The sequence below is a fragment of the Amycolatopsis sp. NPDC003865 genome (genome assembly GCF_053605345.1).
The window spans coordinates 1-14,516 of the sequence record NZ_JBSGJA010000049.1 but is presented as its reverse complement, the minus strand read 5'-3'; the positions used below and the strand labels follow the sequence as shown (position 1 = coordinate 14,516).

10 protein-coding genes are annotated in these 14,516 nt (G+C 71.6%); 3 read left to right on the top strand and 7 right to left on the bottom strand.

Annotated features, from left to right (window positions below; all coding sequences use genetic code 11):
• Positions 1–73 precede the first annotated feature (73 nt).
• From ACWEVP_RS50075 to ACWEVP_RS50045, 7 genes are read right to left on the bottom strand one after another with little or no spacing between them, the layout of a single operon-like run.
• Positions 74–1,894, bottom strand: coding sequence for an exo-alpha-sialidase (locus ACWEVP_RS50075; RefSeq protein WP_452069682.1), 1,821 nt, complete (start codon positions 1,892–1,894; stop codon positions 74–76).
• A 2-nt stretch (positions 1,895–1,896) separates the two neighbouring features.
• Positions 1,897–3,858: a beta-galactosidase gene (locus tag ACWEVP_RS50070; protein WP_452069681.1), complete on the bottom strand. Its 1,962-nt coding sequence runs from the start codon at positions 3,856–3,858 to the stop codon at positions 1,897–1,899.
• Positions 3,858–4,781 carry a dihydrodipicolinate synthase family protein gene (locus ACWEVP_RS50065; protein ID WP_452069680.1) on the bottom strand — a complete coding sequence of 308 codons (924 nt, stop codon included), beginning with the start codon at positions 4,779–4,781 and terminating at the stop codon, positions 3,858–3,860. The genes ACWEVP_RS50070 and ACWEVP_RS50065 overlap by 1 nt, the downstream gene beginning before the upstream one ends.
• Positions 4,781–5,719 carry an oligopeptide/dipeptide ABC transporter ATP-binding protein gene (locus tag ACWEVP_RS50060; RefSeq protein WP_452069679.1) on the bottom strand — a complete coding sequence of 313 codons (939 nt, stop codon included), beginning with the start codon at positions 5,717–5,719 and terminating at the stop codon, positions 4,781–4,783. The genes ACWEVP_RS50065 and ACWEVP_RS50060 overlap by 1 nt, the downstream gene beginning before the upstream one ends.
• On the bottom strand, positions 5,716–7,620 hold the full coding sequence (locus ACWEVP_RS50055; RefSeq protein WP_452069678.1) for a dipeptide/oligopeptide/nickel ABC transporter permease/ATP-binding protein: 1,905 nt from the start codon (positions 7,618–7,620) through the stop codon (positions 5,716–5,718). Before ACWEVP_RS50055 ends, ACWEVP_RS50060 begins: the two co-directional genes overlap by 4 nt.
• Positions 7,617–8,576 carry an ABC transporter permease gene (locus tag ACWEVP_RS50050; protein WP_452069677.1) on the bottom strand — a complete coding sequence of 320 codons (960 nt, stop codon included), beginning with the start codon at positions 8,574–8,576 and terminating at the stop codon, positions 7,617–7,619. The genes ACWEVP_RS50055 and ACWEVP_RS50050 overlap by 4 nt, the downstream gene beginning before the upstream one ends.
• A gap of 13 nt (positions 8,577–8,589) precedes the next feature.
• The gene (locus ACWEVP_RS50045) at positions 8,590–10,188 is read right to left on the bottom strand and encodes an ABC transporter substrate-binding protein (protein ID WP_452069676.1); all 1,599 of its coding nucleotides are present in this window, start codon (positions 10,186–10,188) and stop codon (positions 8,590–8,592) included.
• A gap of 142 nt (positions 10,189–10,330) precedes the next feature.
• Here ACWEVP_RS50045 and ACWEVP_RS50040 point away from each other — a divergent pair, with 142 nt between their 5' ends.
• The 3 genes from ACWEVP_RS50040 to ACWEVP_RS50030 all read left to right on the top strand — a co-directional run bounded on the left by ACWEVP_RS50040 (position 10,331) and on the right by ACWEVP_RS50030 (position 14,444).
• Positions 10,331–11,071, top strand: a complete 741-nt coding sequence (locus ACWEVP_RS50040; protein ID WP_452069675.1) for a FadR/GntR family transcriptional regulator — start codon at positions 10,331–10,333, stop codon at positions 11,069–11,071.
• Positions 11,072–11,169: 98 nt separating this feature from the next.
• Positions 11,170–13,287, top strand: coding sequence for a hypothetical protein (locus ACWEVP_RS50035; protein WP_452069674.1), 2,118 nt, complete (start codon positions 11,170–11,172; stop codon positions 13,285–13,287).
• 14 nt (positions 13,288–13,301) lie between these two features.
• Positions 13,302–14,444 carry a S53 family peptidase gene (locus ACWEVP_RS50030; protein WP_452069673.1) on the top strand — a complete coding sequence of 381 codons (1,143 nt, stop codon included), beginning with the start codon at positions 13,302–13,304 and terminating at the stop codon, positions 14,442–14,444.
• The last annotated feature ends 72 nt before the right edge of the window (positions 14,445–14,516 follow it).

Sequence of the window (14,516 nt, the reverse complement as noted above, 5' to 3'; positions counted from 1 at the left end):
CCCTTATATGGCCCATAGGGTTGTCGTGTGTTATAAACTGGTTTAGAACACTGTTTCTCACTCACGACCTCTTTTACCCGTGGAGGCGGTCGAACGGCAGGCGCAGCACCTGGCCCGGGGTCACCGGGGCGTTCGCCAGCCGGATCGCGTCGAGTTCCGACGTTGTCAGGGCCCGGCGGTAGAAGCGGACCTCGTCGAACGAGCCGTTCCAGCGGAACTGGTTGTCCAGCCGCTGCCCCAGCTGCAGCTGGAAGGACACCGTCTGACTCACCGACCCCGCCGCGGCCCCCGAAGCGACCTGGACGCCGTCGACCCACAGCAGCAGCTGTCCACCGGCGCGTTCCAGGGCCACGTGGTGCCAGGCCTGGTCGTCGTACGCCTGCGCGGAGGTGACCGACGCACTCCCCGCCGCCGTGGTCATCATCGCGATCAGCCGGTGGTTGGCCGGCTCGCCGCGCAGCCACAGCTGCGGCGCGGTCGTGCCCATCCCGCCCAGCCAGAACAGCACCTGGTTGCCCTTCGTGGCGCCGTACCGGAACCAGCCCGTCCACGTGAGGTCGCCGTCGCCCGGCGGCTGGGCCGGGTCGTACGGCACGCGGACGTAGTCGTCGGCGCCGTCCAGCGTCAGTGCTCTGCCGAAGCGGCCCGCGGCAAGAGAGGCACCGCCGAGCACCCGCGCGTCCGCGTGCCCGGAGACGTCCGGTGTGGACGGTCCCGCGGAGTTCCGCCAGCCGAGGTACGCCTCGTCGAAGCGCGCGAAGCGGATCTCGTCCCGGGCGTCGACAGCGCCGCCTTCGTACATCAGCCCGATCGTCGACCCGCCGATCCGCACCAGGTCCGAGTAGCCGGACCAGTCCGTGGTGATCCGCGTGCCCTGCTCGGCGTTCTCCCACGTCCGGCCGTTGTCGTAGGACGAGCGGATCATCATCCAGCGCCGCCGGTCGGTGTCCGACGGCGAGGAGAACAGCAGCCGGTTGCCGACGCGCAGGATCGAGCCCTGCACCATCGGGGTCACCAGGTCGGGGATGGTGGTGAAGGACCTGGTGAACGTCTCGCCGCCGTCGCGGCTGACGGCGTAGTCGCGGTTGCCGATGTCGGTGCCGCCCTGCTCGCGGCCGCCGGCGTAGATCGAGCCGTCGGGCAGCTCGACGACCGTGACTTCGGACGGCTTCTGCGTGTACGTGCCGCCGACCGGGTGCGGGTAGCTGTTCACCGCGCCCACGTGCCAGCTCCGCCCGCCGTCGTCGCTGTAGACGAGCCCGGCGTGGTTCTCGATCGAGTGCGTGCCGTCGCTGGTCTCCGCGTTGACGCCGAACACCAGACGTCCCGCGTGGCGGCCGTGGGTCAGCTGGATGCCGTGCACCGGGCCGGAGGCGTACCAGGAGTCCCAGTCGAGCAGCTTCGCCTGCGCGCTGATGTCGACGGGCGCAGACCAGGTCAGCCCGTCGTCGTCGCTGTACTGCGAGTGCGGGGTACGCGGGCACGGGACGTCGCACCCCTTGTCGTCGGCGCGGCCCTTGTTGTACGTCGTGATCAGGACGATCCGGCCGGTGCGGCTGTCCACGATCGGCACCGGGTTGCCGTGCGTGTCCCCGCCGCCGCGGTTGACCACCTGCAGCGGCGACCACGTCTTCCCGCCGTCGGTGGAGCGCTTGAGCACGAGGTCGATGTCGCCGGTGTCGCCGCAGTTGTCGAGGCGGCCCTCGGCGAAGGCCAGGAGGGTGCCATGGGTGGACTCGACGATCGCCGGGATCCGGAAGCAGCTGTACCCGGGATCCTGCGCGGCTTTGAACAGGACCTGCTGGTCGAACATCGGCGCGGCCTGTGCCGGGCTCGCCGCGAGCAGCGAGCCGGCCAGGGCCACCAGCGCGGCCCAGCTCCCCAGTGTTCTCATTCTCATCCCTTCAGGACGGCGACACCTCGCGGGGCGAGCCGGACTTCGCCCACCGGCCCCGCCGGGTCGGTGAGCAGGTCCGGCGCGGGCTGCGGCAGGTCGACGGTGACCGGCTCGGTGCCGTGGTTGAGCAGGATCAGGTAAGCGCTTTCCCCGCCGTGCCGGACGACGGCCTGGACCCCGGGCGGGGTCTCCACCACCGGTGTCACCCCGGCTTCCGAACACGCTCGGCCGAGCACCGGAGCCAGGTCGGGCCGGGTGCCGAGGTACCAGGCGACACCGTTCCCGAAGGCGTGCCGGGTGATCGCCGGACGCCCGGCCAGCTCGCCGGACGCGAACGACGCGACGACCTCGGCCCCCTCGGGCTCGATCCACTCGGCCCAGATCGACCCGGAATCCATTCCGCCGTCGGTGAAACTCAAGTCGACGGGCTCGTCCAGGGGCCAGAACTCGTCGACCCGCAGGCCGAGGACGTCCCGCAGCGGCGCGGGGTGGCCATCCAGGTACGCGCGGTCGCAGCCGTCGACGATGCCGGAGAAGTACGACACCACGAGGTGCCCGCCACCGGCGACGTACGCACGCAGGTTGTCCGCCGAAGACTGCTCCAGCAAGTACAGGTTCGGGACGACGACGAGCTTGTACCGCGCGAGGTCTCGCGAAGGGTGGACGACGTCGCAGGTGACGTTGGCGTCGAACAGCGGCGCGTAGTGCGCGAGCTGCGTCTCGAGGTACTCCAGCCGGGCCGGGTGCGAGTCGAGTTCGAGGCCCCACCAGCTCGGCCAGTCGTGCAGCAGGGCGACGTCGGCGCGCACGCGCGTCCCGGCCAGCTCCGGCACGCGGGCCAGCTCCTGGCCCAGCGCGGCCGTCTCGCGGAACGTCCGCGTGTCGCGGCCGCCGTGCGGCACCATCGCCGAGTGGAACTTCTCGGCGCCGCCGCTGGTCTGGCGCCACTGGAAGAACAGCACGGCGTCGGCGCCCTGCGCGATGGCCTGCCAGCTCCCGAGCCGCACCGCGCCCGGCGGCTTGGGACTGTTGCGGGGCCGCCAGTTCACCGCGCTCGGCGCCTGTTCGAGCAGCAGCCACGGCCGGTCCTTCGTGGACCGCACGAGGTCGTAGGCGAACGCGGCTTCGACGTGGGCGCGCAGGTCGCGCGGGTCGGGGTAGGAGTCGAGGCTGACGAGGTCTTCGTGCGGTGTCCACGTGTGCCAGTCGAGGGCTTTCTGGACCAGGCCGACGAAGTTGGTCGTGATCGGGACGCCGGGGGTCAGCCGGCGCAGCACGCGCTGCTCGGTCAGGAAGCACCCGAGCGCGGCGTCGGAGGAGAAGCGGTGGAAGTCCAGCTGCTGGGCGGGGTTGGGGAACGTCGGCGCGACGCGCGGCGGCAGGATCTCGGCCCAGTCGTCGTAGCGCTGAGACCAGAACGTGGTCGTCCACGCCGCGTTGAGCGCGTCGATCGTGCCGTACCGCTGCTCCAGCCAGACGCGGAAGTCCGACGCGGACTCGTCGCAGTAGCAGGCCCGGATGTGGCAGCCGTACTCGTTGCCGACGTGCCACATCGCCAGCGCCGGGTGACCGGCGTACCGCGTCGCCAGCTCGGTCACCAGCCGGGCGGCGTGCGCGAGGTAGACCGGGCTGGACGGGCAGAACTGCTGCCGGGCCCCGGGTGCGAGCCGGACGCCGTCGGCGCGCACCGGCAGGATCTCCGGGTGCGCGTGGGTCAGCCACGGCGGCGGGGACGCGGTCATCGTCGCCAGGCACACCTGGATCCCGGCGCCGGCGAGGCCGTCCAGGACATCGTCGAACCAGCCGAAGTCGTACTCCCCCGCCCGCGGCTCGACGCCGGCCCACGAGTAGATCCCCGCCGTCACCATCGTGACGCCGGCTTCGGCCATCAGCTTCAGGTCTTCCCGGCGGACCTCTTCGGGCCAGTGCTCGGGGTTGTAGTCGGCACCGTAGTGGATCATCAGAGCAGGCCCGCTTCGGCGAGCTTCTCCTTGATCCGCAGCAGTTCCTCGTCGTCCAGCGGGAGCTGCGGCGGGGCCATGACAGCGTTGTCGACGAACCCGCGCAGCTTCATCGCGGCCTTGAAGGCGCCGAGCCCGGCCGAGCCGCGGCCCATCCGGCTCGGCGGCGCCACGGCGGTGATCGAGAACAGCTTCAGCAGCCGTTCCTGCTCGCGGCGGGCCGCGGCGAGGTTGCCGGACTTGAAGTGGTCGTGGATCAGCACGTACCCGACCGGGTCGACGTTGGCCAGCCCGGGGACCGCGCCGTCGGCGCCCATCGCCAGCGCCGCGTCCACGACCAGTTCGGAGCCGGTGAACACCGCGAAGGAGTCGAGGCCGCGGTCGCGCTTGCCCAGCAGCACGGCGCGGAAGGAGGCCTCGTCGCCGCTGGAGTCCTTGAGCCCGGCGAGGACACCGTCGGCGGCCAGGTCGAGCACCATCGGCCCATCGAGCTTCGTGTGCACCGCCACCGGGATGTCGTAGGCGACGATCGGCAGTTCCGTGCGCTCGTGCAGCAGCCGGAAGTGCCGGTCGACTTCGGCGACGTGCGTGCGCGTGTAGTAGGGCGCGGTGACGACGACGGCGTCGGCCCCGGCGGCTTCGGCGGCCTTGACGTGCTCGGCGACCCGCAGGGTCGTCATGTCGATGCAGCCGACGAGGACCGGGACGCGCCCGGCGACCTGGTCGATCGTCGTTTCGACGACGACGCGGCGCTGGGCGTCGGGCAGGAAGGCGACCTCGCTGGAGGAGCCGAGGACGAAGACGCCGTGGACGCCGGCGTCGAGCTGGAACTCGACGTGGCGCCGCAGCGAGGCGGTGTCCACGCTGAAGTCGTCGTTCAACGGCGTGCACAGCGGCGGGACGATTCCGGCGAACTTCGGCATCAGGCGCTCACTCCGGTCGGGATCTCTGGGTGGATGCAGCGGTAGGTGTGCCCGCCGTCGGCCACGGCGAGCGGCGGCAGTCCGGCCGCGCACTCGCCGGTGGCCTTCGGGCAGCGGGTGCGGAACGGGCACCCGCTCGGCGGGTTCGTCGCCGAGGGCACCGGGCCGGTCAGCACGATCGGCTCGACCGGGTGGAGCAGGCTGGGTGTCGCGGAGAACAACGCCCGCGTGTAGGGGTGGCGGGCCCGCGCCCCCACCGGCGCCTCTTCGACGATCCGGCCCAGGTACATCGTGACGATCCGGTCGCTCATCTTCGCCACCGTCTGGATGTCGTGGGAGACGAAGACCATCGCCAGGTCCAGCTGTTCACGCAGGTCGAGCAGCAGGTTGAGGATCTGGGCGCGCACCGAGACGTCGAGGGCCGACGTCGGCTCGTCGGCGACGAGCAGCGCGGGCCGCAGGGCCAGCGCCCGGGCGATGGCGACGCGCTGGCGCTGACCGCCCGACAGCTGGCCCGGCACGGCATCGGCGACGCTCGCCGGCAGCCCGACCAGGGACATCAGCTCGCGGACGCGCTCGTCGCGCTCGGCCGGCGTGCCGACCCGGTGCACGTCGAGGGGGTCGCGGATGATCTTGGCAACGGCGAGGCGCCGGTTCAGCGCGGTCGAGGGGTCCTGGAAGACCATGCCGACCTCGCGCCCGGAAATCCGCGGCTCCCCGCGGAAGCGCACGGCTCCCGAAGTCGGCCGCTGCAGCCCGACGATCACCTTGGCCAGGGTCGACTTGCCGCAGCCGGACTCGCCGACGATGCCGATCGTCTCGCCCGGGTTCACCACGAGGTGGGCGTCGGTGAGGGCGTAGACGTTCTGGTGGCCGAACAGGCCCTTGCCGCGGATCTTGTGGACGACGTGGACGCCGTCGACCTCCAGGAGGTTCACGCCGTCGCCTCCTTCTCGCGCGCGAGGTCGACCGCCGGGAAGTGGCAGGCGACGAGGTGGTCGACCGGCTCCCCGAACCGGACCGGGGTTTCTTCGTGGCACTTGGCGCGGGCGGCCGGGCAGCGGTCGGCGAACCGGCAGCCGGCCGGGAACCCGGCCGGGGCCGGGACGACGCCCTTGATCTGCGTGAGCCGGGCGTCGTTCTCCTCCAGCGACAGCACGGCGCTGAGCAGGCCGCGCGTGTAGTGGTGCCGGGGTGACCCGACGACCTCGGCGGTGGCGCCCAGTTCGGCGACCTGCCCGCCGTACATGACGACGACGCGGTCGGCGATCTCGGACACGAGCGCGAGGTCGTGCGAGACGAGGATGAGCGCGAACCCCAGTTCCTCCTGCAGCCGCAGCAGCAAGGCCATGATCTGGGCCTGCACGGTGACGTCGAGGGCCGTGGTGGGCTCGTCGGCGACGATCAGCTTCGGGTCCCGCGAAAGCGCCATCGCGATCAGCACACGCTGGCGCTGGCCGCCGGACAGCTCGTGCGGATAGGCCCGCAACGTGCGTTCCGGGTCGAGGTTGACCAGCTCGAGGAGTTCGGCCGGCGTGCGAGTGCCGCCGCGGCGGGTGAACTGCTTGAGCTGCGCGCGGATGGTCATCGCCGGGTTGAGCGAACTCAGCGCGTCCTGGTAGATCATCGCGATGTCGTGGCCGAGGTGCCGGCGGCGTTCGCCCGGCCGCAGGGCCAGCAGGTCGCGCTGGGCGAACCGGATCTGCCCGGACACCTTGGCGGCCGCGGGCTGCAGGCCGAGGATCGACAGCGCGGTGAGCGTCTTGCCGCAGCCGGACTCCCCGATGAGACCGAGGACCTCCCCGGCGCGGACGCTGAAGGACACGCCGTCGACGACGTCCATGCCTTCGTGGCGGCCCGGGAACGAGATGGCCAGCCGGTCGACTTCGAGGACCGTCTCGCGGTGGTCCAGCGACCGGGCGGTGCGGGCGAGCCGCTCCCCCGCCTCCCGCAGCCCGGCGATCGGCAGGACGGGCGCGGTGTCGGCGTCGTCGCGGGCTTCGACGGCCTTCGCCACTTCGGCCGCCTTCACCGCGCGCGCCGAGGGCGCGGCCCAGGCGTCCGAGATGCGCTCGGACAGGATGTTCAGCGCGAGGACCGTGACGAGGATCAGCAGGCCGGGGAACAGCGTCGCCCACCAGCCGCCGGTCAGGACCAGGTCCTTGCCGTCGGCGAGCACCGAGCCCCACGACGGGTCCGGCGGCTGGATGCCGGCACCGATGAACGACAGCGACGCCTCGAACACGATCGCGTCGGCCACCGTCACCGTGCAGTAGACGAGCACCGGCGCGGCGCAGTTGATCGCGACGTGCCGGGTCAGCACGAAGAACCGCTTGGCGCCGATGACGCGTTCGGCGGCGACGTAGTCCTCGCCGTACTGGGCCAGCACGTTCGCCCTGATCACCCGCGCCACCGGCGGCGTGTTGAGGAAGCCGATGGCGAGGATCAGCACCAGGATGCCGTGGCCGAACACCGCGACCAGGACGGCGGCCAGCGCGATACCGGGGAACGCCATGATGACGTCGAGGACGCGCATGATCACCGCGTCCACCCGGTGGTGCGAGGTCGCGGCGAACGCCCCGATCACCGCCCCCGCCACGAGCGCGAGCGCCACCGCCCCCAGGCCGATGGCGAGCGACCAGCGCGTGCCGGCCACGAGCCGGGAGAAGATGTCCCGGCCCGAGGTGTCCGTGCCGAACCAGTGCGCGCCGCTGGGCCCGCCGGTGTCGGTGCTGAGCGCGTCCGGGTTGTGCGTCGCCACGAGCGTGCCGAGCACGGCGACCAGCACGAGGACGCCGAGGATCGCGAGCGCGGGCCAGGCCGCCCACAGGCGCTTCACGCGTGGCTCCGCAGGCGCGGGTTCGCGATCAGGTACAGGACGTCGACGATCAGGTTGACCAGCACGAACCCGATCGCGATCGTGATCACGAAGCCCTGCACCTTGGCCGTGTCGCCGTCGGTGACGGCCTGGATCATGTTCTGCCCCATCCCCGGCAGCGCGAACATCGTCTCGATGACGACCGCGCCGCCCAGCAGGTAGCCGACCCGCAGGCCGAGCACGGTCAGCGGGGTGACGAGCGCGTTGCGCAGCACGTTGCGCCCCACCACGACCACCGGCGGCAGGCCGCCGCCCCGCGCGGTGCGGACGTAGTCCTTGTCCAGCTCCTCGACCATCGACGTCCGGATCACCCGGGTCAGCTGGGCGGCCACCGGCAGCGCCAGGGAGACCGCGGGCAGCGTCAGCGAGTTGAGCCAGCCGCCGACGGAGTCGGCCGGGCTGACGTACCCGCTGGTCGGGAACAGGCCCTGGCCGACCGCGAGCCACTGGACCAGCAGCAGCGCCACCCAGAACGCCGGCGCGGCGACCCCGGCCAGGGTGACCACGCGGATCACCTTGTCCGGCCAGCGGTCGCGGAACAGCGCCGACGTCACGCCGAGCACGAGCGACGTCACCAGCGCGATGACCAGCCCGAGCAGGGTCAGCTGCACGGTCAGCGGCAACGCGGTGGCGATGGTCTCGCCGACCGGCTGCTTGGTGATCACGCTGGTGCCGAAGTCGCCTTGCACCAGGTGCCAGACGAAGTGGACGTACTGCAGCGGCAGCGGGTCCAGCAGCCCGTTCTCGAGCCGGAACTGCTGGAGCTGCTCGGCGGTGGCGTTCGCGCCGTCGAACGCGGCCAGCGCCGGGTCGACCGGCGCGAACCGCATGACGATGAACACGAACAGGATCACGCCGAGCAGCAGCGGGATCAGGGCGAGGATGCGGCTGAGCAGCATCCGGGCGACGACGGCCACGGGTGTTCTCCTCCTAGACCGGCTTGGCCTGGTTCAGGTAGATGCCCGGGTAGCCCTGGGCGTGCACGCCGGTGATCGCCTTCGGGTCCCAGGCGGTGCCGAGCTGAGTGAAGACGACCGGGTAGATGACGGCCTGTTCGGAAATCCGGTCCAGCAGCTGCTTGGTGAGGGCGGTCCGCTTGGCCTCGTCGGTCTCGGCCGCGGCCTGGTCCTGCAGGGCGAGCAGCGCCTGCGCTTCGGCACCGGTGAAGCGGGCGTACTTGTTCGTGAGGATCGACTTGGCGTCGTAGTAGTACCGGATCATCAGGTCGGGGTCGTTGCCGAACTGCAGCGGGTTGTTCGTCGTCGCGACGACCTGGAAGTCCGCGCCCGCGTCCAGCTTCGAGAACAGCGCCTTGGTGTCCTGGGAGTCCAAAGTGGTCTGGACACCGATCGCGTCCCAGCCCTCCTTGATCACCTTGACGCAGTCGGCGACCAGCGAGGTGTTCGAAGTGGACAGCGTCACCTTGAGGTTGCTCACGCCGGCCTGCTGCAGCAGCTGCTTGGCCTTCTCCGGGTTGTACACGAAGTCCTGCGACGCGGGCTGCGACGACGGGAGCTTCGGGTTGATGAACGACGTCCCGGGCGAGCCGGCGCCCTTCAGCCCGATGTCGATCATCTTCTGCTTGTCGATGGCGTAGTGCAGCGCCTGGCGCACGAGGTTCTTGTCGAACGGCGCGTGCGCGGTGTTGAAGAGCAGGAAGAGGTTGTTGCCGCCGTCGGCGAACTCGACCGTGCGGCCGGCCTTGCGGAGCTGGTCGGCGTTGGCGGCCGGGATGTTCTCGGCGATCTGCGCGTCCGGCTTGGCGCCGGAGATCGCGGCGACGCGCGGGGCGGAGTCCACGATGGACTTCCAGAGCATCTTGTCGTAGGCCGCCGGGCGCGGGCCGTTGTAGCCGGCGAACTTCTCGAAGCTCGTGTGGCTCAGCGGGGCCTGCTCGACGACCTTGTACGGGCCGGAGCCGACGACCTTGCCGCCCTTGGCGTCGTCCCACTTGCCGTCGTAGACGCGCTTCGGGACGATCTTGCAGCACTGGATTCGTTGCAGCGCATAGGGGAACGGGAACTTGAGGACGAACTCGACCGACCGGTCGCCGGTCTTGCGGACTTCCCGCAGCCAGTGCGAGAAGAAGCTGTGGATGAGCACGTTTTCCTTCTCGTCGAGCGCCCTGGCGTAGGTGAAGACGACGTCGTCGGCGGTGACGGGCTGCCCGTCGTGCCACTGGGCACCGTCGCGCAGTTCGAACTTCAGGCTGGTGCCGCTCGTGTCGGCGGGCAGTGCCTTGGCCAGGCCGGGGAACGGGGCGCGGGTGATCGGGTCACCCTCCACGAGGGACTCGTAGCAGTGCAGGATCGCGGCCATCGAGAACGCGGACGCCGTCTGCAGCGGGTCCCACGTCTGGTTGTTGCCGTAGCCGATCACGGCGGTCAGCGAGCCCGCCGAGCTGCCGGTCTTGTTGGTGGACGCGGGCCCGCCGCACGCGGCGAGGACGGTGGGGAACGCCATGGCCGCCCCGGCGAAGGTGGTGTAGCGCAGCAACTGGCGGCGGCTGAGCGACGGGCTCTGGGACATCGGTGTCTCCGGCTGGCCTCGAATGGTAGGACATGGGACGTCCTATGACCGGCGTGAGCCTAGGATGGCTTCGCGTGCCGGTCAACCCTTCTGGACGTATGACGTAGGATGTCCTCTCACGACGCATCCGGGGAGGACAGCAGTGGCCCGTCCGCAGCGCAGCGAAGAGATCACCAAGCGCATCATCGACCTGATCGTCGAGCGGGAGCTCCCGCCGGGGGCGCCCATGCCCACCGAGCTCAGCCTGATGGAGGACATCGGCGTCAGCCGCAACTCCATCCGGGAGGCGATCAAGGCCCTGCAGGCCCTCGGCATCGTCGAAATCCGCCACGGCTACGGCACGTTTGTCGGCTCCGCCGGCTCGGAGTCGCTGCAGACGTGGCTGCTGTTCCGCACCCGCGCCCGCGGCGCCACCGACGTCGGGCGGCTGCGCGACCTCCTGGAGGTGCGCGAGATGCTCGAGACCGAGCTGACCCGCCGCGTCGCCACCGACCACCGGCCCGACCTGGTCGACCAGCTGCAGGCCTGCGTCACCCGGATGAAGCGCAAGGGCCCCGACGCCGCGGAGGCCGACCGCGAGTTCCACGACCTCATCTGCGCCGAGGCCGGGTTCGACCTCGCCCGCGAGCTCACCGGGCTGTTCTGGGACGTCTACCGCATCGCCGAAAGCGAGCTGGGCGGGCCCGCGTCCTCCCCGACGGCCACGGCGAAGCGGCACCAGGCCATCGTCGACGCGCTCCTGCTGCGGGACGCGGATGCCGCGGCCGAGGCCGTGCACCGGCACTTCGACGAGGTCCGCAAGCGCGCGAAAGCCGGTCCGTACGGGGGTTTCGGCGTCGCGCGGCCGGTTCCCGCCGCGCACTCGGAGACCGTGCGTCGTTGAGCCGTTCGGGGTAATTCGGGGAAGATCGCGGCCCGGGCTCAACGGCCCGGGCGGCTGGCTCGTCGGTAGTGGTGATCAACCACCACACGGAGGTGCCAGTGCGAAGAACTTTGTCCGTCCTGGGGGTCGTGCTCGCCGGGCTCGTGGGACTCGCTCCCCCACCGGCCGGCGCCGCGGCGCCCTCGACGTCCGCCACCCTGATCACCGGCGAGCGCGTCAGCGTCCGGACCACCGCCGACGGCCGGTCCCTGTTCGACATCCGGCCCGCCGCGGAGAAGGGCATGGCGCGGACGCTCGTGCACCTGCGGCTCGGCGACCGCGACTACGAGGTCCCCGGCACCGCGCTCCCCTACCTCGGGCGCGGGCTGGACCTGAGCCTGTTCGACGTCGGCGCGCTGCTGGCCGGCGCGCCGTTGCCCGCCGACCCGGCGACGTTCGGGCCTGCGCTGGCGAAGCAGTTCAAGGAGGACAACGCACGCGGGCACTTCGGCGGGCAAGGGCTCTTCGCCGCCGGTGCCCGCTTCGCGCTCCCCGGGGCGCGCCCGGCCGTCCAGCCGCGTTCGGTGATGCGGACGGTGTCGGTCGACGCGACGGACATCGCCGGCAAGCCGGCCGACACCGGCGTCGCGTTCCTCTACAACACCGACGACGGGAACCTGCTCGACCCGGACGAGAGCCTCAACTACTTCTCGGGCGGTACGGCGAAGTTCAGCGTTCCGGACGGGAACTACAGCGCGCTCGGCCTGTTCTGGACCGCTGACGCCGACGGAAATCCGACGGAGGTGCGCTTCAGCGCGCAGCCCGAGTTCGCCGTCAAGGCGGACAAGACCGTCCGCGTCGACGCTTCCCGCGCGACGAGCAAGCTGACCTGGGTGACGCCGCGGCCGGCGCTGCTCGACGACACCGGCTTCCTGTTCCGCCGGGCGGCCCGGACGGGACCGGCGCTGCTCGTGGACTTCGACGCCGGGCCCGGCGTGCCGATCGCGGTGTCGCCGACGGCCGTCCCGGTGAAGACCGGCGCGCTGCAGACCTACCCGTACAGCAGGCTCGTGTCCCCGCCCGGACCGGGCACGCCGTACGAATACGTGCTGCAGAAGGCGAGCACCGGCACGATCCCGCGGCAGCGGTACGTGATCACGGCGAAGGACGTCGCCGCGGTCGAGTCGACCTACTTCAGCGAGTACTCGTCGGCCGGGTTGCGGCAGCGCAGCGGGATGTTCTCCTTCGAGGACGTCAGCGGCCGCGTGTCGCACCCGATCCCGCTGCCGCGCAAGCAGGTCGAGTACGTCTCGGCGGCGCCGGACCTGCGCTGGTTCGGCGGGTTCTCGAAGTACGTGCTGCCCGGGCCGTTCCCCGGCTGGGCCGGCGGTCAGTACGAGCCGTTCCACGCCTACCGGGGCGGCACCTCGGTCACCGAAGAGTGGAACAAGTTCCCGCTGCACCCGGCCGGCGAGGTCGCGCTGCTGCCGCTCGACGACGGCAGCGCCCCGGTGGCGCCGGCCGCGACGAGGGCCGGGGACCTGCTGCGGCTGTCGATCACGCCGTTCAGCGACAACCAGCCCGGGCACACCGGGTTCGGCTTCTACGGCGAGGCACGCGACACCGTCACCGGGCACTACACGCTGACGCAGGACGGCACCACGATCGCCGAGGGCAACCCGGCCGGGGTCACCGAACTCACGCTGGAGCAGGCGGTGGCGCCCGGACCGGCGACCCTCGGGCTGACCGTCGACGCCGGGCGCACCGGGCCGATGTACCGCCAGAGCACCGCGACCCACACCGCGTGGACGTGGCCGTCGCGGCACGTCGAGGGCGCGCAGCTCCCGGCGGCGCTGGTCTGCGTGCGCGAGCGGGGTGGTGCCGACCGGTCGTGCGCGGCCGAGCCGATGCTGACCCTCGGGTACGCCGTCGGCGGGCTGCGCCCGGACGGCTCCACGGTGTCCGGCCCGCAGAGCCTCGACCTCACCGTCGGGCACCTGCAGCAGAGCGCGGCCCCGCCCGTCACCGGCGCGACCGTCCAGTACTCGACCGACGGCACGACCTGGCAGGACGCGCCGGTGACGGCTCGGGGCGACGGCGTCTTCCACGCGGACTTCACCGCGCTCACGGAGGCCTTCCGCGGCGCGGACGTCTCGCTGCGCGTGACGGCGTCCGACGCCGCCGGGGCGACCGTCTCCGAGACGATCACCGCCGCCTACCACGTCTACCCCGTCTGATGGGAAGGTCCACTGTGCACAGAAGATGGCTCGGCCTGCTGGCCGCGGTGGTGGCGGTGGCCGGGTTCGCCCCGGCCGCGTCGGCCGCCACAGCACCCCGCGCGGCGTGTCCCGACCCGGGACCGGGCCTGCTGCGCTGCCTCACGACCTACACCCCGGGTGCGGTCCGCGCCCTGGCCGACGGCCCGGCCGGCTGGGGCGCCGACGACCTGGCGTCGGCCTACGCGCTGCCTGCCTCACCCGGCCCGGACACGGTCGTCGGCATCTCGATCGCCTTCGACGCACCGAACCTGGAGGCCGACCTCGCGGCCTACCGGGCGCAGTACGGCCTCCCGCCGTGCACGACGGCCAACGGCTGCTTCCGCAAGGTGAACCAGCAGGGGCTGCCCGCACCGCTGCCCGAGCCCGACTTCGGCTGGGCACTGGAGTCCACTTTGGACGTCTCGATGGTGTCGGCGGCGTGCCCGTCCTGCCGGCTCCTGGTCGTCGAAGGGAACACCCCGGGGTTCGCCGACCTGGCGGAAACCGAGGACACGGCGGTCCGCCTGGGCGCGACGGTGGTGTCGAACAGCTACGGCGCCCGTGAAGGCGGCGCGCCACTGGCGTTCGCGAGCCACTACCGGCACCCGGGTGTGGCGGTGGTGGCGTCCTCGGGCGACGCGGGCTTCACGGCGGCGAGCTACCCGGCGGTGCTGGCGACGACGATCGCGGTCGGCGGGACGTCGCTCGCCCGCGACCCGTCGTCGGCCCGCGGCTGGACCGAATCGGCCTGGCAGTACGGCGGAAGCGGCTGCTCGGCCTACATCGCGAAGCCGTCGTGGCAGAAGGACACCCACTGCGGCAAGCGAACGGTGGCGGACATCGCCGCGGCAGCCGAGGACATCGCGATCCACTACACGGACGCGGGCGGCTGGCTCCCGGTGAACGGCACAAGCGCGTCGGCGCCGTTCATCGCGGGGCTGATCGCGCGGGCCGGCCACGCGACCCGGCCGTCGGATCTGTACGCGAAGGCGTCGCAGTTCACCGACATCACGGCGGGCCACAACGACCCGTCGGGTGCCGGCAAGAAGTGCGGCGGCGATTACCTGTGCGTCGCGGGCCCGGGCTACGACGCCCCGACGGGGGTGGGAGTGCCGAACGGCCTGGCCGGCTTCTGACGCGGTCGTGAGTGAGAAACAGGGGCGAGTAGGCGTCCATCGCGTCTTCCATGAGGGCACCTCGATTACACC